The organism is Cupriavidus sp. Met-2 (assembly GCF_049843575.1).
In the GTDB taxonomy this organism is placed as follows: domain Bacteria; phylum Pseudomonadota; class Gammaproteobacteria; order Burkholderiales; family Burkholderiaceae; genus Cupriavidus; species Cupriavidus metallidurans.
Genome location: NZ_JBBHZL010000005.1, coordinates 348,930 through 372,112, shown reverse-complemented (window position 1 = coordinate 372,112; position 23,183 = coordinate 348,930). Strand labels below are relative to the sequence as shown.

The 23,183-nt window shown below is 65.0% G+C and carries 24 protein-coding genes; 6 read left to right on the top strand and 18 right to left on the bottom strand.

The window, feature by feature from the left end:
- Nucleotides 1-34: 34 nt before the first annotated feature.
- Nucleotides 35-508, bottom strand: a complete 474-nt coding sequence (locus tag WD006_RS14320) for a VOC family protein (RefSeq protein ID WP_011519618.1) — start codon at nt 506-508, stop codon at nt 35-37.
- A 204-nt stretch (nt 509-712) separates the two neighbouring features.
- On the opposite strand from WD006_RS14320, the gene WD006_RS14315 reads away from it, so the two are divergent.
- Nucleotides 713-1,378 (top strand): GntR family transcriptional regulator, encoded by a 666-nt coding sequence (locus WD006_RS14315; RefSeq protein ID WP_011519617.1) that lies wholly within the window; start codon nt 713-715, stop codon nt 1,376-1,378.
- Nucleotides 1,379-1,450: 72 nt separating this feature from the next.
- Here the strand turns inward: WD006_RS14315 and WD006_RS14310 are convergent, their stop codons facing one another.
- The 14 genes from WD006_RS14310 to WD006_RS14245 form a co-directional block, all read right to left on the bottom strand.
- Nucleotides 1,451-2,452, bottom strand: a complete 1,002-nt coding sequence (locus tag WD006_RS14310) for an amidohydrolase family protein (protein WP_011519616.1) — start codon at nt 2,450-2,452, stop codon at nt 1,451-1,453.
- Nucleotides 2,449-2,886 carry a RidA family protein gene (locus WD006_RS14305; RefSeq protein WP_008645543.1) on the bottom strand — a complete coding sequence of 146 codons (438 nt, stop codon included), beginning with the start codon at nt 2,884-2,886 and terminating at the stop codon, nt 2,449-2,451. The genes WD006_RS14310 and WD006_RS14305 overlap by 4 nt, the downstream gene beginning before the upstream one ends.
- Nucleotides 2,887-2,937: 51 nt before the next feature.
- Nucleotides 2,938-3,702, bottom strand: a complete 765-nt coding sequence (locus WD006_RS14300) for a 2-keto-4-pentenoate hydratase (protein WP_011519615.1) — start codon at nt 3,700-3,702, stop codon at nt 2,938-2,940.
- Entirely contained in the window at nt 3,699-4,736 is a 1,038-nt protein-coding gene (gene dmpG / locus WD006_RS14295; protein WP_029306611.1) for a 4-hydroxy-2-oxovalerate aldolase, read from the bottom strand. The genes WD006_RS14300 and dmpG overlap by 4 nt, the downstream gene beginning before the upstream one ends.
- Nucleotides 4,737-4,746: 10 nt before the next feature.
- Nucleotides 4,747-5,691, bottom strand: coding sequence for an acetaldehyde dehydrogenase (acetylating) (locus WD006_RS14290; protein WP_011519613.1), 945 nt, complete (start codon nt 5,689-5,691; stop codon nt 4,747-4,749).
- Nucleotide 5,692: 1 nt separating this feature from the next.
- Nucleotides 5,693-6,514, bottom strand: coding sequence for a 2-keto-4-pentenoate hydratase (locus WD006_RS14285; protein ID WP_029306610.1), 822 nt, complete (start codon nt 6,512-6,514; stop codon nt 5,693-5,695).
- 19 nt (nt 6,515-6,533) lie between these two features.
- Nucleotides 6,534-7,997, bottom strand: a complete 1,464-nt coding sequence (locus tag WD006_RS14280) for a 2-hydroxymuconic semialdehyde dehydrogenase (RefSeq protein ID WP_029306609.1) — start codon at nt 7,995-7,997, stop codon at nt 6,534-6,536.
- Nucleotides 7,998-8,107: 110 nt separating this feature from the next.
- The gene (locus WD006_RS14275) at nt 8,108-9,100 is read right to left on the bottom strand and encodes a Bug family tripartite tricarboxylate transporter substrate binding protein (RefSeq protein WP_008645550.1); all 993 of its coding nucleotides are present in this window, start codon (nt 9,098-9,100) and stop codon (nt 8,108-8,110) included.
- Between the two features lie 78 nt (nt 9,101-9,178).
- Complete coding sequence (locus tag WD006_RS14270; protein ID WP_011519609.1) at nt 9,179-9,772, bottom strand: malonic semialdehyde reductase; 594 nt, start codon at nt 9,770-9,772, stop codon at nt 9,179-9,181.
- Nucleotides 9,769-10,212 (bottom strand): RidA family protein, encoded by a 444-nt coding sequence (locus tag WD006_RS14265; RefSeq protein ID WP_029306608.1) that lies wholly within the window; start codon nt 10,210-10,212, stop codon nt 9,769-9,771. The genes WD006_RS14270 and WD006_RS14265 overlap by 4 nt, the downstream gene beginning before the upstream one ends.
- Nucleotides 10,209-11,111 carry a dihydrodipicolinate synthase family protein gene (locus WD006_RS14260; RefSeq protein WP_029306607.1) on the bottom strand — a complete coding sequence of 301 codons (903 nt, stop codon included), beginning with the start codon at nt 11,109-11,111 and terminating at the stop codon, nt 10,209-10,211. The genes WD006_RS14265 and WD006_RS14260 overlap by 4 nt, the downstream gene beginning before the upstream one ends.
- 67 nt (nt 11,112-11,178) lie before the next feature.
- Nucleotides 11,179-12,126, bottom strand: a complete 948-nt coding sequence (locus tag WD006_RS14255) for an alpha/beta hydrolase (RefSeq protein WP_029306606.1) — start codon at nt 12,124-12,126, stop codon at nt 11,179-11,181.
- The gene (locus WD006_RS14250) at nt 12,123-12,728 is read right to left on the bottom strand and encodes a VOC family protein (RefSeq protein WP_008645561.1); all 606 of its coding nucleotides are present in this window, start codon (nt 12,726-12,728) and stop codon (nt 12,123-12,125) included. The genes WD006_RS14255 and WD006_RS14250 overlap by 4 nt, the downstream gene beginning before the upstream one ends.
- A 54-nt stretch (nt 12,729-12,782) precedes the next feature.
- Nucleotides 12,783-13,721, bottom strand: a complete 939-nt coding sequence (locus WD006_RS14245) for a fumarylacetoacetate hydrolase family protein (RefSeq protein WP_029306605.1) — start codon at nt 13,719-13,721, stop codon at nt 12,783-12,785.
- 211 nt (nt 13,722-13,932) lie between these two features.
- Between WD006_RS14245 and WD006_RS14240 the strand changes: the two genes are divergently transcribed.
- A complete protein-coding gene (locus WD006_RS14240; protein ID WP_227874124.1) occupies nt 13,933-14,871 on the top strand; it encodes a 2-hydroxyacid dehydrogenase in 939 nt (312 codons plus the stop codon).
- A gap of 47 nt (nt 14,872-14,918) precedes the next feature.
- On the opposite strand, the gene WD006_RS14235 is transcribed toward WD006_RS14240, so the two are convergent.
- The 3 genes from WD006_RS14235 to WD006_RS14225 form a co-directional block, all read right to left on the bottom strand.
- Complete coding sequence (locus WD006_RS14235) at nt 14,919-15,260, bottom strand: c-type cytochrome (RefSeq protein ID WP_063834238.1); 342 nt, start codon at nt 15,258-15,260, stop codon at nt 14,919-14,921.
- 77 nt (nt 15,261-15,337) lie between these two features.
- Entirely contained in the window at nt 15,338-17,164 is a 1,827-nt protein-coding gene (locus tag WD006_RS14230; RefSeq protein WP_227874122.1) for a hypothetical protein, read from the bottom strand.
- 76 nt (nt 17,165-17,240) lie between these two features.
- Complete coding sequence (locus tag WD006_RS14225; RefSeq protein ID WP_008646197.1) at nt 17,241-18,281, bottom strand: porin; 1,041 nt, start codon at nt 18,279-18,281, stop codon at nt 17,241-17,243.
- Between the two features lie 352 nt (nt 18,282-18,633).
- On the opposite strand from WD006_RS14225, the gene WD006_RS14220 reads away from it, so the two are divergent.
- From WD006_RS14220 to WD006_RS14205, 4 genes are all read left to right on the top strand, one after another.
- Complete coding sequence (locus WD006_RS14220; protein ID WP_035831940.1) at nt 18,634-19,611, top strand: LysR family transcriptional regulator; 978 nt, start codon at nt 18,634-18,636, stop codon at nt 19,609-19,611.
- A gap of 168 nt (nt 19,612-19,779) precedes the next feature.
- Nucleotides 19,780-20,304, top strand: coding sequence for a 3-hydroxyanthranilate 3,4-dioxygenase (locus WD006_RS14215; RefSeq protein WP_017513601.1), 525 nt, complete (start codon nt 19,780-19,782; stop codon nt 20,302-20,304).
- Between the two features lie 70 nt (nt 20,305-20,374).
- Nucleotides 20,375-21,604, top strand: coding sequence for a kynureninase (kynU, locus tag WD006_RS14210; protein WP_029306600.1), 1,230 nt, complete (start codon nt 20,375-20,377; stop codon nt 21,602-21,604).
- Nucleotides 21,605-21,638: 34 nt separating this feature from the next.
- Complete coding sequence (locus WD006_RS14205) at nt 21,639-23,066, top strand: amino acid permease (RefSeq protein WP_029306599.1); 1,428 nt, start codon at nt 21,639-21,641, stop codon at nt 23,064-23,066.
- The last annotated feature ends 117 nt before the right edge of the window (nt 23,067-23,183 follow it).

Below are 23,183 nucleotides of genomic sequence, written 5' to 3'. Positions count from 1 at the left end.
CCCGACCAGGGCGCCGGCGGCGCGTGGGGGCCCGTCAGATGCCGCTGCGGTCGGCCTTCAGGTCGGGATTGCGCAGGGCCGGACCCTCGTCGCCGCCGTTTGCTTCCTTGGAGGCGCCGCCCCAGCCGTGGTCGGTCAGGTCGATGATGATGCCGTTCGGGTCGCGGTACTTCACCTCGTAGAAGATGTTGCCCTTCACGGGGACTTCGCCCATGTAATAGCGGCCGCCGGCTGCTTCCACGGTCTTGCGTGCCTCGACGATGTCGTCGACCCACACGCCGATGTGATGGAGCCCGACGAAGTCCTTGCCGCGGTCTTCGCCGGCAGCGTGGTCGCTCTTGTAGTTCAGCAGGGCGATGCTGATCGTGCCGTCAGTCAGATAGACGCCGCGTGCCAGCGACGAATCCGTCTCGCCGACTTTGCGGAAGCCAAAGGCCTGCTGATAGAACTCGGCCGCGGCCCAGGGGTCCGGGACGGACAAGGCGATATGGCGCAGTTTGCTGCTCATGGGTGTGCTCCTCTTTGTGGTCAGTGTGTTGTCGTCGTTGCGGACTCAGGTTGAACGCCCGGGCTCGATTCGACGTACGTGTATACACTACACACAAAGTGTGTTCAATAGAAGAAAAAAGTACTCACATGGGTAAATAAAAATAACCAGTCTTCATCGCGTATAATTGCGTCGCATCCAGCGCGTACCAGACCTGAGGACACCGTGACCACCATCGCTTCCCAAATTGGCCAGCAACTTGCCGACGAGATCATCTCGGGCGCGCTGCCGCCCGGCGCGAAGCTCGAGGAGCCTGCGCTGGCCGAGCGTTTCCAGGTATCGCGCACGCCAGTGCGCGAGGCGCTGCGGCTGCTCGATGCACGCGGCCTGATAGAACTGGTGCCGCGTCGCGGCGGGGTGGTGATCAACACCAGCCCCGAGCAACTCGCCGATATGCTCGAGGCACTGTGCGAACTGGAGTCGCTGTGCTGCCGCATTGCCACGCAGCGTATGAGCGCGATGCAGCGCCGGCAGCTGGAACTCCTGCACGAAGAGGCCATCTCCGCTGCGGAGAAACACGACAGTGACGCTTACCTGACCCTGAACCATCGCTTTCATCAACTGATCTGCCAGGGCACCCAGAATGCGACCCTGGTAGCTGCGGTGGAAAGCCTGCGCGAGCGGCTGGCGCCGTTCCGCGCGGCGCAGTCGGGCGTCGAGCGCCGCTTCGAGGTTTCGCACCGCGAGCACCAGCAGATCGTGGAGGCAGTGCTGGGCGGCCATCCCGAGCAGGCCTATCTGGCGATGCGCAGCCACACCACGCGGCTCACCCTGCATGTGATGGAACTGATCCAGTCGAAGCAGGGCGGCGGCGCGAAAAGCGCGGGCTGATACCGGGCGAGGCGGCATCCAAGTCCGCCGCTGTCCGATACAGCGGCGGAGCACCGATGTGCAGCGGGGTCCTCAGCCTGTCAGACCGAAGAAGCGCATGGCATTGCCTGCCAGAATCCGCGCCCGGTCCGTTTCATCGAGGTTGGGGCTGTTGGCGACCAGCTTGCCGATTTCCTGTTCACCGAGCGGAAACGGGTAGTCCGAGCCCAGCATCACGTGGTCGGCACCCATGACTTCCACCAGCAGACGTAGCGAACGATCGTCGAATACCGCGCTGTCCACGGAGAACCGCTTCAGATAGTGGGAGGGCGGCTGGGGACAGTCCTGCCGCACGATGTCCCGGCAATGCCAGGCGTTCTCCGCGCGACCCAGCAGGAAGGCAAAACCACCACCGCCGTGGGCGAAGCAGAGCTTCAGCGTTTCCGGAATCCGCTCAAACGCGCCGGACAGGATCAACGAGAGGATGCCGAGTTGCGTTTCCGCCGGCATCGATACCAGCCACGGCAGCATCCATTTTTTCATGCGCCCGTCGGTCATCATGTCCCATGGATGCACCAGCACCGGAATATCGTTGTTCGCGCAATGCACCAGGAACCTGACCAGGCGCTCGTCATCCAGGTCGTGCGGACCCAGGTGATTGCCGATTTGCACGCCAACGTGGCCGGACTCCCTGGCGCGTGAGGCTTCGATGCACGCCAGGTCCAGGTCCTGCAGCGGCACCTGTGCCAGCGCCTTCAGGCGCTGCGGGCGATAGGCGCAATGCTCGAGCGCGAGGTCGTTCATCCGGCGCGCCCACGTGGCTGCGGCGCTGGCGTCGTATCCATAACCGAACATGATCGGCGTGGCGCAGACGATCTGCATGTCCAGTCCGTTGCGGTCCATTTCCTCGATGCGCAGCGCGGGGTCCCATAGCGCGCGATAGACGGGCCGGAAACGTCTGTCGCCGGCCATGATGTGGCCCGATTCGCCATCGCTGTCGACGGCGAGCCATGGCGCGTTGTCCGCGTCCAGCGCGGCGGCTTCTTCCCGCGTGATGCGCGGAAAGAAGTGGGCATGCATATCGATTTTCTTCATGTTGCCTGGGACGTGAGCGGACGGTAGGCGATCGCTTTGATCTCGATGCGCAGGTGGGGATGCGGAAGCTGGTGCACGGCCACGGTCGTGCGGGTCGGTCCTTCGTAGCCGAAGTACTCGGCATACACCGCGTTGTAGCCACCGAAGTCGTTCATATCCACCAGGAAGCTGGTGATTTCCACCACGTCCTCCAGGTCCGCGCCCACGCTGCGCAGGATGTCCCGAATGTTCTCGATCACAGCGCGGGTTTGCCGGCGGATATCCAGTGCGGTCGTACCCATGGCATCCACCTCGACGCCCTCGAAGGTATTGTCGGCGCGGCGGGAGCTGGTGCCGGAGACGAACAGGAAGTCTCCAGCGCGACGCACATGGGGAAAGGTGCCGCGTGGCGTGGCCTTTCCGGCCACCACTGATGAAGCGGAGTTTGCCTGCATGTTTGCTCTTTTCGTTGTGAAGGCCTGCCCGGTAGCCGGGCAGGCATGGCGTCATGCCGCCAGGAAAGAAGCGCGGCCAAGCGCGCCTATCGTTGCCGAAACATGGTTGCCGCGCACGAACGCTTCCGCAGCCGTGGCCGCTCCCGCCATGATCAGGCTGCCGGCTGGCAGCACTGCGCCGGCGCGCGTCAGCACGTGCGATGCCTGTACGAGGCTGCGCAGCGGATGTCCGAGAATGGCGGCGGTCGAACCCGTTTGCCTGGTGCGGCCGTCGATGCGCAGCACCACGCCGAGATTGGCCAGTACATCAACATTGCGCGACCACGGGCCGACGACCAGTCCCGCCGACGAGCAGTTGTCGGCCACGACATCTTCCAGCGTGAAGCGGAAATCGCGGTAGCGCGAGTCGATGATCTCGATTGCCGGCGCCACGGCCTCCAGGTAGTCGACACTCTCCAGCAGGGTCAGCGGGCCAGTGATGTCGCGGCGGGTCAGAAAGCAAACCTCCGGTTCGGCGCGCGGATGGATATAGCGTTCCAGATCCACGCGGCCGCCGTCTTCCTCGATCATGGCGTCGGTCAGCCATCCCCAGATCAGGCTATCCACGCCCATCTGGACCATCTTGGCGCGGCTGGTGAAACCCAGCTTGATGCCGACGCGGCGTTCGCCGCGCTGGCAGCGGTGTTCGATCGACATGGCCTGGATGCCGTAGGCCTCGTCAATCGTGAACGGCGAGGCCGCGCTGAACTGGCCGATCGCCGCGGCGTCGCGCGCGGCCGCGTCCAGGGCGCCTGCAATGGCGGCGTGATGGCTCATGCTGCCTCCTTGCTCTTCGCGCCGCCCGACCGCTGCAGGTCGAGCGCCACATCGACGATCATGTCTTCCTGCCCGCCCACCATGCGGCGGCGTCCCAGTTCGACCAGGATATCGACGGTCTTCAGGCCGTACTTGCCGGCCGCGCTCTCCGCGTGGCGCAGGAAGCTCGAATACACGCCGGCGTAGCCGAGCGCCAGCGTTTCGCGGTCCACGCGCACGGGGCGATCCTGCAGCGGGCGCACGATGTCGTCGGCGGCGTCCATCAACCGGTAGAGATCGCAGCCGTGGTGCCATCCCATGCGTTCGGCAGCGGCAATAAAGACCTCCAGCGGCGCATTGCCCGCACCCGCGCCCATGCCGGCCAGGCTCGCATCGATGCGGTCGCAACCTTCCTCAACCGCGACGATGCTGTTGGCAACACCCAGGCTGAGGTTGTGGTGCGCGTGCATGCCGGTCTCAGTCTTTGGATCGAGCACGTCCTTGAACGCACGAAAGCGCGCGCGCACGCCGTCCATGGTCAAGGCGCCGCCGGAGTCCACCACGTAGACACAATGCGCGCCGTAACTTTCCATCAGCTTTGCCTGGGCGGCCAGCCTGTCGGGCGGGATCATGTGGCTCATCATCAGGAAGCCGGCGACATTCATCCCCATCGACCGCGCGGTCTCGATATGCTGCCGCGCCGTGTCGGCCTCGGTGCAGTGCGTGGCCACCCTGACCACGCGTGCGCCGGCGGCGTAGGCTTCGCGCAAGTCGTGCACGGTACCGATGCCCGGCAGCAGCAGCGTGGCCACCGCTGCGCGCTGCACGGACTCCGCCACTGCCGCGATCCATTCCACGTCGGTGTGGGCGCCGAATCCGTAGTTGAAGCTGGAGCCAGCCAGGCCGTCGCCGTGCGCCACCTCGATCGAGTCCACGCCTGCCGCATCGAGCGCGCGTGCGATGGCACGCACCTGCGGAACCGAGTACTGGTGACGGATCGCGTGGCTACCATCACGCAGGGTCACATCGGAGATATAAAGTTTCTTGTCGGTCATGACCGGCTCCTTAGCTTGCTGCCGACAGGGCATGATGATTGCCCAATGCCTGTGCGACGCGTTCGGCGCATGCGAGCGCGGCGCTCGTCATGATGTCCAGATTGCCTGCATAGGCGGGCAGGTAGTGCGCGGCGCCTTCCACTTCCAGGAAGACCGTGACCTTCAGGCCGGTCGTCGGTCCGAGGCCGGGCACATTCACCGGTGTGTCGATGCGGTCGAACTGCACACGCTGTTTGAGCCGGTATCCGGGCACATAGCCCTGCATGCGTTCCACCATCGCGTGCACCGCGGCTTCGATCGCCGCGGTGTCGGCTTCGTCGATCAGGCAGCACACGGTGTCGCGCATGATCAGCGGCGGCTCGGCCGGGTTGAGAACGATGATGGCCTTGCCGCGCCTGGCGCCGCCCACTGATTCGATGGCGCGGGAGGTCGTTTCCGTGAACTCGTCGATGTTGTCGCGCGTGCCGGGGCCGGCGGACTTGCTCGCGATCGAGGCCACGATCTCCGCATAGTGGACCGGCGTCACGCTGGCCACGGCTGCCACGATGGGAATGGTGGCCTGGCCGCCGCAGGTGACCATGTTGAGGTTCGGCGCATCAAGATGTTCGCCGGCATTGACGCTGGGCACCACGTAGGGGCCGATGGCAGCTGGTGTCAGATCGATCACGCGCACGTTGTGCGCCTGCAGCGTGGCGTTGTGGCGGGCGTGCGCGCCGGCGCTGGTGGCATCGAAGGCGATGCGGATCTCACCGAACTCCGGCATGGCCAGCAGGCCGTCGATGCCGGCGGCGGTGACCGGCACGCCGAGGCGTGTCGCGCGCGCCAGGCCTTCCGAGGTGGGATCGATCCCCACCATGGCGCCCATCTCGACATGCTTGCCGTGGCGCAGGATCTTGATCATCAGGTCGGTGCCGATGTTGCCGGAACCGATGATGGCTACCTTGCAGGGTTTCATCTCAGGCGTCTCCTTGTCTGACGGCCTGGAACGACGCGGTCACGCTACCCAGGCCCTCGATGCTGGTGGTAAAGACATTGCCCGGCTGCACGGCGACCATGGGGCCGAGCGCGCCGGTAAGGATGGTGTCGCCGGCGCGCAGCGGTGCGCCAACGCGGCTCATTGTGTTGGCGAGCCAGACGGCGGCATTCAACGGATTGCCAAGACAGGCCGCGCCGCTGCCCACTGAGACCGGTTCTCCGGCCAGTTCCATGACCATGCCGCAATGCGGGAAATCCAGCGCGGCGAGCGAAACGGGCCGCGTGCCCAGCACATAGAGGCCGGACGAGGCATTGTCGGCAATGGTGTCCGTCAGCCGGATATCCCAGTTGGCGATCCGGCTGCCAACGATCTCGATGGCTGGCAGCGCGAAGGCGGTTGCCCGGATCACGTCGGCGACGGTGTGCGCGGCGTGCGGCAGGTCATGCTCCAGCACCAGCGCGATCTCGGCTTCGACCTTGGCCTGCAGGACATCGCCCCAGTCGATCTCTTCACCGTCCTGGCGCACCATGTCGGCAAAGAGCATGCCGAAATCTGGCTGGTCCACGCCCAGTTGCCGTTGTACGGCGACGGATGTCAGGCCGATCTTGCGGCCAACCAGCCGGCGGCCGGCGGCGAGTGCGTGCTCGGTGTTGCGCTGCTGGACGGCGTAGGCCAGCGCAAGTGGATCGGCGCCGGCGCTGGCGGCCCGCGCGATGGCATCGCGCACCGGCGGGCAAGGCTGGCCATGCTCGGAGGCGAACCGGAGTTGGTCCGCAACCTGGATGAGTTCGGGGTTCAGCATGCGGTCTCTCGCAATGGCGTCAGGGATTGACGCAGATGGTGGTCAGGGAGGAATAGAAGTCGAGCGAATGGCGTCCACCCTCGCGGCCGATACCGGACAGCCGGGTGCCGCCAAATGGCGTGCGCAGATCGCGCAGGAACCAGGTGTTGACCCAGACGATGCCGACGTCGAACTGCCGTGTGACGCGGTGCGCGCGCGCGAGGTCCCGGGTCCACACCGAGGCGGCGAGTCCATAGCGCGAATCGTTGACGCGCTTCACCACCTCGGCGTCGGTGTCGAACGGCGCGATATGGCAGACCGGTCCGAAGATCTCCTCCTGAATGCAGCGTGCCGAGTCAGGCAAGCCGGTCCAGATGGTGGGCTGCACATAGGCGCCGTTGTCGCGTGCGTCGCCAAAATGCGGCACGCCGCCACCGGTGACGACAGTCGCGCCTTCCTCCCGCGCCAGCGCGTAATAGGACAGCACCTTGTCGCGGTGATTGCGGGAGATCAGTGAACCCATCTCCACGCCCTCCACCGTTGGGTAGCCGATGCGCAAGGCTTCCGCGCGCGCCTTCATCGCCGCCACAAAGCGTTCGAAGATTGGCCGCTCCACGTAGACGCGCTCGGAGCACAGGCATACCTGCCCGGTGTTGGTGAAGCTGGACCGCATCACGCCCGCCACGGCCTTGTCGAAATCGCAGTCGGCGAAGACCACGGCGGCGTTCTTGCCGCCCAGTTCGAAGGAGATTTCCTTCACGCCGTCAGCCACCGCTTTCATGATGGTGCTGCCGGTGCGGGATTCACCCGTAAAGGTGAGGGCGTCGATGCCCGGATGCCGCGACAGGAACTCGCCTGCCGAGCCGCCGCCGAAGCCGTGGACGAGATTGAATACACCCGCCGGCACGCCGGCCTCATGCATGACCTCGGCCAGCAACGTGGCGCTACCGGGGGTCTCCTCCGATGGCTTGACGACGACGGCGTTGCCGCAGGCCAGCGCGGGGGCAACCTTCCACGTCATCAGCAGCATGGGCAGGTTCCACGGAGAGATGATGCCGACGACGCCGTGGGGTTTGCGTACGGTGTAGCTGAAGACGTCACCTTCGGCCGTCCTCATGTCGAAGTAGTCGCCGCCCGCCTGGCTGGCCAGGTCCGCGAACGTGCGGAAGTTCAGCACGCCGCGGCGGATGTCGAGCGCGCGCGCCTGTTGCTCGGTACGCCCGGTATCGGCCACCTCGGCGGCGACGAATTCATCGAAGCGCCGTTCGATGCCGTCGGCAACGGCATGCAACACCCGGGCGCGCTCGGCGGCGCTGGTGTTGCCCCAGGGGCCCTCCATTGCGGCGCGTGCGGCTTGCACCGCGCGATCCACCTTGCTGGCGTCGGCTTCGCAGACGTGGCCGACGATGCTGCCGTCGACCGGTGAGAGATTGGGAAAAAGATTGGCCGCTTCCTCGAAGCGGCCATCCACGTAGTTCCGATAGAGAGCGGAAGGGAGCGACACGGTGCAGTCTCCGGCGATGGTCTGAGACGCAGTGTAGGCAGCGGTCACATCGCTGGAAATTGAATCCTTCGCCGTTGTCTATTCCGGGTCGGAATACCTGCGGCCCAGCCTTACTCGGGCTGGATGCCAGCCGCCTCGACGACGGGTTTCCACTTCGCGCGATCCTTCTGGATGCGCTGGGCAAAGGCGTCGCGGGTCTCTCCCAAGGGGATGATGCCGGCTTTCTCAAGGCGCGCGCGGAACTCCGGCTCGGCGATGATCTTCTTCGATTCGGCGGCGATGCGGTCGACGATTTCCGGAGGCATCTTTGCCGGCCCCACCAGCCCGTTCCACGTATCCACCTCATGGCCCGGGAAGGTCTCGGCGATGGTGGGGACGTTTGGCAGCACTGGCAGGCGCTTGTCGCTGGAGACGGCCAGCAGGGACACCTTGCCGGTACCGTTGTAGGGCATGACTTCCGACACGCTGGCGCTGTACAAGTCGATCTGGCCGGCGAGCACATCGGCAAGCGCTGGCGCGCCGCCGCGATACGGAACCATGGTGGCCTGGATGCCGGCCCGGTTCAGGAACAGCAGTGCGGAGAGTTGCGTCAGGCCGCCATTGCCGGCATGTCCGACATTGAGTGCGCCGGGGTGGGCCTTGCCATAGCGCACCAGGTCGTCGAGCGACTTGAAGTTGTTGCGCGTACTGGCCGTCAGCACGAAAGGATTGCCGCCGACGTTGATGATGGGTACGAAGTCACGCACCGGATCGTAGCGGATCTTGTTGGTCATTGGCGCGGTGACGATCTGCGTCAGCGTGGACATGAACAGCACGTAGCCGTCGGCGGGCGCGCGCGCGACGTACTCGGCCGCGATCAGGCCCGCCGCACCGCCGCGATTGTCCACGACGAATGGCTTGCCGAACGCCTTGGTCAGGCGCTCGGCCATCAGGCGCGTGATCATGTCGGTATTACCGCCCGGCGCAAAGGGCACGACAATGGTGACCGGCCGCGATGGCCAGGGCTCCTGGGCATGGCCGGGGGCGGCAGCTAGCGCGCACAGCGCCAGCGCGGCCCCGCGGGTGATGGCGCGCAGGCGGGCGCGCAGATGGGAAATGTTCATGGTCTCCTCCAGTTCTCCTGCACCGGCCTTCTGGCTCTGTGTGCAGGGGGATATTGTGATGGGTTGCGGCCGGCAGTGCTACTCGATGCGGCAGGCCTGATCGAAGGGTAACCGCGGCAGCTTTGCGAACAGTCGCGCCGGGTCTCCCTTGCCAAGGTTGCACAGGAAGTTGACACGCCAGCGCCCGTCGGGAAAGAAGGCGCGGTTCACCGCGTCCGCATTGAAGCCGGAGAGCGGGCCGCAGTCCAGGCCGAGCGCGCGCGCCGCCAGAATCAGGTAGCCGCCCTGCATCGAGCCGTTGCGCATCGCCGTTTCCGCAGCCAGTGCGGGGTCCGCTGCGAACGTGTCGAACATGGCGGGACGGTGCGGGAACAAGGTTTCGCCGAACGCGTGGAACGCCGTGTCGTAGGCCACGATGGCGGTGACTGGGGCGTGCCTGACCTTGTCGACATTCGCTGGCGCGAGGGTAGGCAGGAGCCTTGCCCTGGCGGCGTCGGAGCGCACGAAGACCAGGCGCATCGGGCTGCAGTTGGCGCTGGTCGGCCCCTGGCTGACGAGTGCGTAGAGCCGGGTCAATGTGGCGTCGGAGACGTCCCCGTCGAGCCAGCCGTTGTGGCTGCGGGCCGTCAGGAACAGGGTGTCGAGCACATCGGATGCGACTGGCGCACTCATGCGGCACCCCGTGCGTTGCTTGGGCTGTCCGGCGTGTCCGGCCCCCAGGCCGTCGCGGTGATCTCCACGCGCATGTCAGGGTGCGGCAGCGCGGCCACAGCCACACAAGTACGCGCCGGCAAGGGCTGGCCCGCGCTGGAAAAGCGGCGCATGCAGATGGCATCGTAGGCCGCATTGAATGCGGCGTAGTCGCGCATGTCGACCAGATAGCAAGTCATCGTCACGCAGTTGACCAGTTCGAGTCCTTCCGCCTGTAAGGCACGATCGATCTTGTCGAGCACGCACTCGGTCTGCGCGGCGAGGTCATAGACACGCTCGCCGTTGGCGCCGGTCGACACGCCCGCGCATCCATCGTGCGTACGCGGGCTCATGCCGGCCAGGTGGACATGGCCACCGGCCCGGCGCGCAGGCGAGTACGCTGCAAGTGGCAGCGGATTCATGCGCGCGCCTCCATGGCGGGAATGCCGGCCAGTGCCTGCAGCAACTCGCTGGAGGCATCTGCCGCCAGCGGCACAAGGGGCGGGCGCACGTGACGCCAGTTGGGGTCGCTGGTCTGCTGCGCCAGCGTGTGCTTGACGGCGGCCACCATCGGGAATCGCTCCACCGTGCTGCGCACCGCGGCGATCGCTGGCTGCAGGCGCGCTGCATCGGCCGCGTCGGCGAATGCCTGTGCGATGGCGCGCGCATTGATGTTGTTGGTGGCGGAGATGCAGCCGGCGGCACCCAGCGACAGACTACGCAGCATCAGCAGTTCCGAGGCTGGAAAAATGGAGAGCGACGGGAAACGCTCGAGCATGGCCACGAGGTTGTCCCAGTTGCCGCTGCTGTCCTTGATGCCCACGATATGCGTTGGGAATGCCTGCACGAGGCGCTCGATCAGCAACAGCGAGATGGGCACGCCAGACATCGCAGGGATGTGGTACAGCACGATGCGCAGGGCGGGATCGTTGACGCGCGCGATCAGTTCGCTGTAGTAGGCGAAGACACCGTCTTCGCTCACGTTCTTGAAGAAGAACGGTGGCAGCACCAGCACACCCGCGCAACCACGTTCGATGGCGTGGCGGGTCAGCACCACGGCATCGTCGATCGCGCAACAACCGGTTCCCACCAGCACGCGCTCGCCGGGGATTCCCGCATCGATGGCGGCATCGACGAGCGCGATGCGTTCCTCGAACGTTTCCGAGCAGGCTTCGCTGTTGGTGCCCGAGATGGCGATACCGGCGCCGTCGGCGATCAGCCGCTTGCAGTGCGCGACGAAAGCGGGCAGGTTGATCGACAGGTCTTCATGAAACGGGGTGACGACGGGGGTGAACACGCCCCGTAGTTGTTGGGTGGGCATGACTTTGTCTCCTGTTTTTTTCTTTGATGCTTGTCTGGTAGGGGCGGTAGGGTCGGTGGGTTGAGAGCTACGTGGCTATCCGCGTGACCGTCTCCAGAAACTCGCTCAGGGTTTGGCTGAATGTGGTGTCGGCCGTGCCGAGGTGGGCGACGATCGACGTATGGTTGTGGCGTGCCACCTGCACCACGCGCGGGCTGCGTCCCTGCGCCTCGCGTACGCGCGCCGCGTACTGCAGCGCGTACAGATCCAGGTAGGGATTCTCGAACTCCGCGAAGGCCACCATCAACGGCACACGCAGGCGCCCCGCGAAGGGCATCGGCGCGTGGGCCAGTTGCAGTGCCGGATCGCTGCCGTAGTACGCGGCGACGCCGTTGGCGTTGGGGTTATCCGGCAGCGTGTCGGCCTGCAGGCGTGCGCTGACGAGCACGGCACCGGCCACGCCAGAGCCGTTCTCGCCGCAGGCCGGATCGCTGAGGCAGCTCGCGACGTGGCTTCCGCCCGCGGAGTGGCCGATCAATACGATGCGCCCTGGATCGCCGCCATGGGCGCGTGCATGGGCACGCAACCACGCCAGCGCCATGGCCACGTCCTCGGCCCCGGCGGGATAGTGGGCCTCCGGAGCCAGCCGGTACTCGACGTTGACACCGATGTAGCCCTGCCGCGCGCACCAGCGTGGCACGTTGGCGTAGATATGCGGGCTGGCATCCTTGTCGCCACGTATGAACGCGCCACCGTGGACGAAGACCACCACTGGCCGGTCATCGCCGGCGGCGCTGCCCTCCGGCAGATAGAGATCGAGCCGTTGCCGTGCGTGCGTACCGTAGGCAATGTTGGCGTGGCTGCGGATGCCGTCGGCAGGCTGTGCCGCGTGCACGCTGTCGTAGATCGTGCATACCTGCCGCCGGTTGGCCTGGATGTCATCGGTCCAGCGTGGTCCAAGGGCCAGCATGGCGCTGGCCTGCGAGGACGAGAGTCCCGGGAACGCCGATGCCACCGGCATGGCGCTCCCGTTCATGCGCCCGCTCCACCGCCGGTGTCCTTGCCGGCATCGTCGTCCTCTGCCGGGGCTGGCCGCTGCTCGCTGCGCTGCTTGGCCGCGAGCAGGCCCGGCGCCGGCGGCACCACGAAGTGTGCAAGGCGATGGCGGTCAAACGATTCCAGGTTTCGCTCCCACGTCTGCGCGGTGTGCTCGCTGCCGGTGGGAATCTGCTGCATCTCCGTATAGATCTCGACGTTGTTGCCATCGGGATCCTTGAAGACCAAGAACCAATTGCCGCCGGGTCCGTGCTGCCCGATGCCACGCTCGATGGTGACGCCGTGGCTGCGTGCCACCTCGACTGCGCGCTGCATTTCATCGAGCGATTCCACGTAGTACGAGAAATGCTCGAGCCCTGGCCGTGTGTAGCTGGGCGGGGTGTCGCGGTCGGGCGCGTCGGGCGGAAGCCGCGAAAGTGCCAGGTCGTGGTGGTCCTCGCCGGCGCGCAGGAAAACCATCTGGTCGGCGATACGGTCCGACACCGTAAGTCCCAGGACCTCGGTATAGAAGCGCGTCGATGCTTCGAGATCGCGCACCATCAGGACGAGGTGGCCCAGCTTGCGGGTTCGAATGGGGGTCATGTGATTGTCTCCTGCCTGGTTTGCCTGGCGAAGCGGGCTGTGGCCGGCGCGTGGCTAGCGTGCGTTCGGTTCCAGCGCGACGCGGTTCTCGATCGTGCCGATCTGCTCGACCCAGGCCGTCATGCTGTCGCCAGGCTTCAGGAAGAGTCCACGCCCCATGCCCACACCGTCCGGCGTGCCCGTGGCGATAAGGTCGCCAGGTTGCAGCGTCAGAATACGCGACAGGTAGGCGATCTGCTCGGCCACCGAGAAGATCATTTGCGAGGTGTTGCCGTTCTGCATGGCTTCGCCGTTGACATGCAGCGTCATGCGCAGGTTCTGCGGATCGGGAATGCAGGTCGCGGGCACAAGCCACGGGCCCATCGGGCCGAAGGTATCGAAGCTCTTGCCGCGGAACCAGTCGTGCGTGAACGGATAGTCGGTGCGGCGGTTCAGGTCACGCGCGCTGATGTCGTTGAACACGGTATAGCCGGCGATCACCGACAGCGCGTCCTCCACGCTGACATGGCGGCATGCCTGGCCAATCACTACGCCCAGCTCCACTTCCCAGTCGAGTTTCTTGGTTTCCGGCGGCATCAGCACCGTGGTGCCGGTGGCCACCACGCTGGTTTCAGCCTTCATGAATATGTAGGGCTGGCTTTCGCTGCGGGCAGCCAGCTTGGTGCCCATCTCGTCCGCGTGCTCGTAGAAGTTTGAGGCGGTGCCAAAGATCCGGCGTGGCCGATAGGGCGCCGCATAGGTGGCGGCGGCGTCCACCGCGGCGAGCTTGCCAGCCGCGCGCAATGCGGGAATACGTGCGGCGGCGTCGGCCAGCAGCGGCGCATGGCGCGACCAGTCCGCCAGTGCCGCATTCAGGTCCTGCGGCAGGCGCGATGCCTCGATGCCGCACGCCTGGCCCACATCGGCCAGCGCATAGAGCGTGTTCTCGACGACCAGGCCGGGTTGCTGCCGGCCGGCAAGTTCAAAAGTGGCGAGGCTATACCAATTCACCATGTCTCCTGTTTGGTGTTGTCGGACAAAGTTGGTATGCGCAGCACGTATTCGGTCTCCCGATTCGTTTTATGCACATCCGCGTTTGTGAATACTTTATTTTCTACGTGTATACATGTCAAGGCGTAAGTGATACTTTTCATCGTGTACCGTGTATCGACGCGGAACCCATCAACAACGAGCCAAAGGGAGCGAGGCAATGTCGCTGGCGTGCATGAAAGACGAAGGGGAGGTGGTCGTGCTGACGCGGCTGCCACTGGATCAGGACTGGCTGCGGGCGCATGCGCCGCGTTATCGGTTCGTGCCGTGGACAGCGGTGGACGAGGCGCAGCGTGTGCAGGCGCGCGCAGTGCTGACCAATGGTTCCACGGGACTGACCGGGGCCGAGATGGCCGCATTGCCGGCGCTGGAACTGGTCGCGAGCTTTGGGGCCGGCTACGAGAACATCGAACGGGATGCGGCGCGGATGCGTGGCGTGCGCGTGTGCCATGCGCCGGATACCAATAGCCAGGTCGTGGCGGACCACGCGCTGGCGATGATGCTGGCGTGGTCGCGCGGCATTGCGATGCTCGATCGCGGCCTGAAGGCGGGGCAATGGGATGCGCTGCGCGCGCCGCGGCCGGGCGTGCGCGGCAAGACCCTGGGCATCGTCGGGCTTGGCAATATCGGCCAGCGTCTGGCCGCGCTGGCAGAGGCCGTGGGCATGCGCGTGGCCTACCTGCGCCGCAGTGGCGCTCTGCAGCCGAACCGCACGCCGTATGGCGACGTGCGTTCGCTGGCGGCCGCAAGCGATGTGTTGGCATTGACCTGTCCCGGCGGTCCGGCCACTCGGCATCTGGTCGACGCGGAGGTACTGCGCGCGCTGGGTCCCGACGGCCTGCTTGTCAACGTGGCGCGTGGCAGCGTGGTGGATACCGAGGCGCTGGTACAGGCACTGCGACGCCGCGAACTGGGTGGTGCCGCGCTCGACGTGCTGGAAACCGAGCCCCTGGTGCCCGAGGCGTTTCGCGAGATGGATCAGGTCATCCTGACGCCGCACATGGCGGGCCGTTCGCCCGAAACGCGCGTGGCCCAGCACGAGGCGCTGCTGCGTAATCTGGACGGATGGTTCCGTCACGCTGCGCCGGCCCATCCGGTCGATCTGGCAGGCTGAGCGCGACGCCGCCGGCGCGCATGTGGCAGCCGGCGCGCCGGCTGCCACTAGTTGCGCTGGCCCGGTGCCGCAAGCTGCAGGATCCAGTGCGCGAAGCGCGTGGCTTCGGCCGGCGTGATGGGATTGGGCGGCATCTGCGCCGTGCCCCATTTCCCGCTGCTACCCTGGAGCATGCTCTGCTTCAGCTTGTCGACGGCGTCGGCATCGTCGTGATAGCGCGAGGCAATCGCACGGAATGGCGGCCCAACCTTGACCGTATCGAGCGCGTGACACGCGCGGCAGGTTTCCTCACTGGAAGAAGGGGCGGCGTGCGCGGCCGGATTCAACAGGCCGAGCACGGCCGCCCAAGTGGAGAACACCGCAAAAACAAACGCTTTCTTCGACTTCATCTTCGACTTCATCAATTCATCGTGTCGCCTGAAAGACCGGCCCGCCGGCCCACGCAAGGCATGGCGGGCCGACATGCTTAGCGTCGCGGCCAGGGCTTTGCCGGCGCGCCGAGCACGGGTTCGCCGAGCAACGGCGTCGACAGTGCGTAGGCGCCGTCTTCGGTAAAGGCCCAGATGATGTTGCGGTCGTACTCCGTGTAGATCGCGAACACGCCCTTGCCCAGGGTGTAAGACGGCAACTGCGTCTCGTCGGCCAGCGGCGGGATGAAGTAGCCGGCGATGGTGGGCTGCGCCGGGTTCTTCACGTCATAGATCTGCACGCCGGCGTTATAGAACGAGTACGGCACGATGCCCTGGCGCCAGCCGCCGGGCTGACCGATGGCGTTGGCGCGCTTGGGCCCGAAGTTGCCGCCGCGCTGGCAGAAGCTGGTGAAGGGCGCGCCGGCCGGGACCTCGGGCCGCGGCAGCTTGGCCGCCACCTTGAGGCGCGCGGGATCGCGCGCGTCGACGACGAAGATGTCCTTGTACGGCTCGTAGCAATCCCGGTTCATCGGATAGCCGTTGGTGAACACGTAGCCCGTGCGCTCGTACTGGCTTACGTCAGCATTGTCGAACTCGGTGCCGGCGTAGCTCGGCGGCGTGTTGACGTTGCCGAGCATCTTCGGACGGGCAGGGTTGGACAGGTCGAACGCATAGAACCCAAGACCACCCATCGCGCCGAAGCCGATCTTGCCGCCTGCTTCGAGCGACTTGGGCAGGAAGATGGGGTTGCGTGCCCCCATCCACGAGGTGCGGTTACCTGCGCGCGGGTTCATGAGGTAGGTCTGTTCATGCTCCGCGTTGCCGAGGATCTGCCCCGGTACCGCCACCTGCGACACGAAGGTCGGATTGGCCGGGTCCGACATGTCCCAGACCTGGTATCCGGGCGAGTACAGATAGTTGGGGTATTCGGTCAGGGCGTAGCTGTCGTCGGGCGCCGATGCGACGATCATGTACTTGCCGCCGTAGTACTCGGGCGCATCCAGCGAGCCGGAACCCTGTTGCTGGCCCACTGGCGCATCCGGATGCTGCGTGTCCGTGGTGCGGGTTGCCAGCAGTCTCCACTGGCTGGGCAGCGGGCCGTCCATGACGAACACCTTGAAGCCCTTGAGCGAGTTGTAGTGGCGCTGAGCCGCGACCTTGTCGGGCTGCTCCACCTTCTCTTGCATCAGGCCGTAGCGGCCGATCTCGTACGAGGCCACCATGACCGGCTTGCCCAGCTTCTTGCTCCAGGCGATGGTCGCGCCACCGAGATAGTCCTGCACCGTGTTCGGGTCATACTTTTCGCTCGATCCCTTGGGACCCCAGACACCGCCTTGCGAGTAGACCACCTTGCCGTGAGCGGGGTCAGTCACGTCCATGATGCGCAGGTAGTCGCGATCATGGATGTACAGGTATCGCTTGCCTTCGAAGTCGATGATGTTGTTCCAGGCATGGAACGGCGAGCCGACACCCGGATAGAAGGCGAGAACCTTGACGTTCTTCGAGTAGGTGTTCTTGTCCCACGTGGTCATCTCACCAGGGAAGCGTTGGCCGTTGTGGACTTCCGGCGTGGCCTTGGGCCAGATGAACTCGCCGGTGGCCGGGTCCATGCCGTAGTCGACGCCGGCCTTGAGCGCGGTGGGCCGACGGTCGGGGGTCAGGCGCAGCCAGCCTGCCAGGTACGGGTCCTTGACGTTGGGCGTGCCCGGCGAGACCTGGCCTGCGTTCGGCGTGACGGCAGGGGTAGCGGCAGCGGGAGCGGCGGATTCGGCGCCGGCGGCCCGTGCGGCCAGCGGCAGCAGGGCGGTGGACATCAGGGCAATTGCCAGGGCGCAGCCCCTGGTCAGGGCCGTGTGGCGATGCCGGCGTTGGGGATGATGCATGACTGACTCCTTGTTGATCAGGCGATGTGGTTCCAGCCGGCGCCACATCCGCAGCGCCGGCAGCAAGCGGGTGTGTTCAGAAGGCGTGGCGGATGCCAAGCTGCATCCCCGATGGGTTCTGTCCGGGACTCGGGTTGGACTGGAAGGTCACCGGGTACGCGATTGGCACCGTGTTCTGGTTGTGCACGTGTGCGTAGGTGGCATAGAGATCGGTACGCTTGGACAGGCCGTAGATGTAGCCGATCACGAAACCGGTCGCGCTGGTGATGCTCTTGTTGTTGTCGTCGTGACGATAGACCACGCTGCCATACAAGCGGCTGCGGCCGTCGATGTTCCAGCGCGCGCCGATCTGCGCATCCCAGCCGCTCGAATTGAACGCCACATAGGGTGGATACGCGTAATAGCCCTTGTAGGTATGGAAGATGGCGGTTGGCTCGAAGCCCCCGATGCGGTAGACCGCGGAGAAATAGTTGTCGCGTGACGACGGGATCTGCGACGCCTGGTGGATGTCGCGTGTGTACTGCTGCTCGCTGACCGCACCCAGGAACAGCGGGCCGTTACGGTAGTCAACGCCGATACTGAGGAAGCGCCCCGCACGCGTCGTGTCTTCGAGTCCGAACGCATACATCACGCGGCCGGTGAATCCGTAGAAGGTCGGCGTCTTGTACTGGATGGCGTTGTCTACGCGATAGGACGCGTAGAAGAACTCCATGTTGTTGACCATACTGTACGCCGCGGCCCAGCTCGGGTCCGCGTAACCCGCAATCCAGTACGAAGGCGTGAACTGGCGGCCCATCGTCACCTCGCCCAGGTCCGCACTCTTGAGTCCGACGAAGGACTGACGGAACTGCGCCGACTGCACGCCCGTGTCGGCGGAGAACATCGGCTCGATCGTGAACACGGCCTTGTAGCCGCCGCCGAGATCCTCGACGCCGCTCAGGTTGAAGCGCGAGTTGTTCAGCCCGCCGCTGGTCATGCGCGTGACGCTGGCCGGGCCCGATTGAATCAGGTGCTCGATGTTCAGGTCGACGTAGCCCGATAGCCATACCGCGCTCTGGGCATAGGCACCAGCGCATGCGAACAGCATCGCGCCCGGTACAAGCAGCTTCCTTTTCATTGTGTCTCCGAATCTTTTCGTTTCTTGTGTCGCGGGCAATGTCCATCCGCACGGCAGCGCGGCCAGCGTGGGTCGCTGGTCATCGCCACAGGCACCTCCCCCTGCCATCGTGCGGAAGACCTCGCCTGGCGGCGTCTTCCTCTCTCCCGCGTATTTCCTCAACGTGTATACTCGGGAGTTACAAATTATACGTAGACGAGTATGTGTATTCCGATGATTATTTTCTTATACACAGAGGGGGTTTGGTAATAGCGGGTTGACCCGAATGTGTGTGCGCTATACGGCACGTATATGGCGGAAAATCGCCGGCTGCCCGCGCAGGACTTCTCAACTTTGTGATTCCGAGGCTCAAATGTCCGTCAATCCACTCAGCGAGATCTCGCTGATTCGCAGGTTGAAGCTGAACCAACTGATGATCTTCGAGCGCGTGCTGCAGACGCGCTCGGTGATGCGCGCCGCCAATGACATGCGTCTGACGCAGCCAGCCGTGACCAAGGTGATTCACGAACTGGAGTCTTGCTTCGATGGCGCGCTATTCCTGCGTTCCAACCGCGGCGTGATGCCGACGGAGCTTGGGCTGCTGCTCGGCCAGCGCGTCAAGTCGCTGATGGCCGAACTGCGCTACATGACCGACGAGCTGAATGATTTCCGCTTGGGGACCAGCGGACACGTCATCGTCGGCACGCTGATCTCGGCATCGGCACGACTGTTGCCGCTGGCCATCTCCATGCTCAAGGCGCGCACGCCGAACGTACTGGTGACCGTGCGCGAAGGCACCACCGCCCACTTGTTTCCGGCGCTGGCCACGGGAGACCTCGACATCGTCGTCGGCCGCCTTCCCGAGCGTGAACTGCCGATTGCCACGGCCTTCCCGCTGACGCATGAGGTGTTGTTCGAGGAGTCGCTCTGCGCGGTGGTCGGCAAGGGCTACGGCGACGCACCGGATCGCGTGGGGCACCTGTCCGAGCTGGCCGATTCGGCGTGGATACTCCCGACGTCCGACTCTCCGGCACGCCTGGCAGCGGAGCAGCTATTCCGTACTGCCGGCCTGCCGCTGCCAGGGGACGTCGTCGAGTCGCTGTCGCTGCTGACCAACCTTGGGCTGCTGATGGAGACCCCGCGCATTGCACTGATGCCAAGCGTGGCGGCGAACCAGTTCGCGCGCGCCGGCCTGTTGCGCGTCCTCGACCTGCCGGAGACCTGTGCCTTCGGCACGGTTGGATTCTCGATGCGTTCGAACAAGGAACAGAGCGCGGCGGGCCGTGCATTCATCGCTTGCCTGCGAGAGGCCGCGCAGGCAAGCGTGCCCGACGTGCCGCTCCCTTGCTGAGTGACACATTCCGAAAGGGTGGCTTCGGGACGCGCTGGTATTCCTGTTCGGGATAGCCAGCGCCGGATGTTTGATTATCGAGGCCGGCGTGGCTCCCCTAGACTCCGGTCGAGCCATTCAAGAGGCCGGTGACGCATTGCGACGCGACACCGACGGAGAGAGACACCTATGCTGACCTACGGAGCGCCCTTCAATTTCCCGCGCTGGATCGACGAGCATGCACACCTGTTGAAGCCGCCCGTCGGCAACCGGCAGGTGTGGCAGGACAGCGATTTCATCGTGACGGTGGTGGGCGGGCCCAACCACCGCACGGATTATCACGACGATCCGCTCGAGGAATTTTTCTACCAGCTGCGCGGCAATGCCTACCTGAATCTCTGGGTCGACGGCAGGCGCGAGCGGGTGGACCTGAAAGAGGGTGACATCTTCCTGCTGCCCCCGCACGTTCGCCATTCCCCGCAGCGTCCCGAGGCCGGCAGCGCCTGCCTGGTGATCGAGCGGCAGCGGCCCGCCGGTATGCTGGACGGATTCGAGTGGTATTGCGATGCATGCGGTCACCTGGTGCATCGCGTCGAGGTGCAGCTCAAGAGCATCGTCACCGACCTCCCGCCTCTTTTCGAGAGCTTCTACGCCTCGGAAGACAAGCGCCGCTGCCCGCACTGCGGACAGGTCCATCCCGGACGCGCGGCCTGACACGCTGGGTTGACGTCCCGACGGGACACCAGCATTTCCACGTCTTTTTCTTGCAGCATTCCCGCAACCCATGATGATTCGCGAAGACTGTGCCGCGCTGGACGCGGCAGACAAACTGGCGGGCTGCCGCGCACGATTTGCGCTGCCGGCCGGCACCATCTACCTCGATGGCAATTCCCTGGGCGCGATGCCCGCCAATGTGCCAGCCCGCATGAAGGTGGCCATCGAACAGGAATGGGCGGAAGGCCTGATCCGTTCGTGGAACGATGCCGACTGGTATCCCGCGCCGCAGCGCACCGGCGATCGCATTGCCCGGCTGATTGGCGCCGGGCAGGGTGAAGTGATCGTGGCCGATTCGACCTCGGTCAACCTGTTCAAGGTACTGGTGGCGGCCACCCGTATGCGGCCCGGCCGCGGCGTGATTCTCGCCGAGCGTACCAATTTCCCGACCGACGTCTACATTGCGGAGAGCGTTGCGGAGATGACGGGCTGCGAGCTGCGTTGCGTCGATCCCGAAGAGGTGATGTCCGCAATCGACGAGAACGTGGCCATCGTCTCGCTGACCCACGTGAACTACAAGACGGGCAAGCGTTACGACATGGAGGCGATGACCCGCCGCGCGCACGAGGCTGGCGCGCTGGTGGTCTGGGACCTCTGCCACACGGCGGGCGCCATGCCGGTCTACCTGAATCGCTGCGAGGTCGATTTTGCGGTCGGATGCGGATACAAGTACCTGAACGGCGGCCCCGGTGCGCCTGCGTTCGTGTTCGTCGCCTCGCGCCACCTGGAGCATGTCCGTCAGCCGCTTTCCGGCTGGCATGGCCACGCTCAGCCATTTGCGTTCACGCACGAGTACGCACCGCATGCCGGTATCGACCGGATGCTGACGGGTACCGCGCCGCAACTCGGCCTGATTTCGCTGGAGAGCGCGCTGGAAGCGTTCGACGGTGTCGACATGGAAGCATTGCGCGAGAAGAGCGTGTCGCTGGGCGACCTGTTTATCGCACTGGCCGAGCAGGAACTGGCGGGACTGGGTTTCACGCTGGCCACGCCGCGTGATGCAGACCAACGCGGCAGCCAGGTATCGCTGCGGCACGCGGAGGGCTACGCGATCATGCAGGCGCTGATCGCGCGCAACATCATCGGCGATTTCCGCGCCCCTGACATCCTGCGCTTCGGTTTTGCCGCGCTCTACGTTCGCCACGTTGATATCTGGGACACCATCGCAGCACTGAAGGACATCGTCACAAGCGAGGCGTGGAACACGGAAGCGTTCCGCACGCGCAAGTCAGTGACCTGAGTGCAACGGCCAGAACAATAAGAGGAGACAAGCGATGAGGCAGCAACAGGGATTCGACGCAATCGTCGAGCGGGAGCAGGGGCTGCATCGGGGGCTGTCCACGGGACAGCTCTCCATGATCGCCATCGGCGGCGCGATCGGTACCGGCCTGTTCCTGGGGAGCGGGTTTGCCATCGGCTTCGCCGGCCCGAGCGTGCTGGTGAGCTACGCCATCGGGGCGCTGATTGCCTTGCTGCTGATGGGCTGCCTGGCCGAGATGACGGTGGCGCATCCGACTTCCGGCTCGTTCGGCGCCAATGCGGAGCATTACATCGGGCCACTGGCCGGATTCCTGGTGCGCTATGCCTACTGGTCGTCGATCGTATTCGCGGTCGGCACGGAAGTCACGGCCATCGCGGTCTACATGAAGTACTGGTTCCCGGCGGTGCCCGGGTGGTACTGGATCGTCGGCTTCTCTGCTGCGCTGATCGGCATCAACGCCACCAGTGTCAAGGTGTTCGGCGCGGTCGAGTATGTGTTCTCGATGCTGAAGATTGTCGCCATCGTCGGCTTTATCCTGCTCGGCGCCTATGTGGTGACACGCGCGCCGACCGGGTCCGGCATCGGGCTGGCCAACTACACCGCACATGGTGGCTTCTTCCCGAAAGGGATGTGGGGTACTTGGGTGGCGGTGATCGTGTCCATCTTCAGCTACCTGAGCATCGAGATGATTGCCGTGGCGGCAGGCGAGGCACGCGACCCGGAGACCGCCATCACGCGCGCATTTCGCGCGACCATGGTGCGTCTGGTGTTCTTCTACCTGCTGACGCTCGCGCTGATGCTGATGATCGTGCCGTGGACGGCGGCCGGCGCCGGCGAAAGTCCGTTCGTCAGGGTGATGGCGGCCACGCGCGTACCGGGTGCCGCAGCGGTGTTCAACTTCGTGATTCTGGTGGCGGCGTTGTCTGCCATGAACAGCCAGCTCTATATCACCACACGGATGATGTTCAGCCTGTCCCGCGCGGGCTACGCGCCAAAGGCGCTGGGCCAGGTCAACGGTCGCGGCGTGCCCATGACGGCGCTGTTGTTGTCCACCGTTGGCATCGCCTTCGCGGTGGTGCTCAACGTGGTGTATCCGGATGCCTCGTTCATGCTGATGATGGCGATCTCGATGTTCGGTGCGATGTTCACCTGGCTGATGATATTCATTACACATCTGTTCTTTCGGCGGCAACACCGGGGGCGGCCGCTCGCCTTCAGGATGTGGGGCTTTCCGGTGACAACGCTGCTCGGCGCGGGGCTGATGTTCGCCACCCTGGTGACAACGTGGTTCACGCCGGAGTTCAGGATGACCCTGGTGGCGGGCGTGCCTTTCATGCTGGCGCTGTCGGCGGCCTACTGGCTCTGGTACCGGAAGCGCGGCGGTGCAGCACAAGGGGACGGGGAAGACGCCGGGCGCGCGGAGGTGCGCAACAGCTGGTAACAGTCGAATCTGCTGACGGCCTCCATGCAATGAATACTGTTTCTTATTGGTGTATACACGAACTTCAAATATGAGTTCGTTTGTGAGAAACTGTACTCATAACGACATGGAGACAAA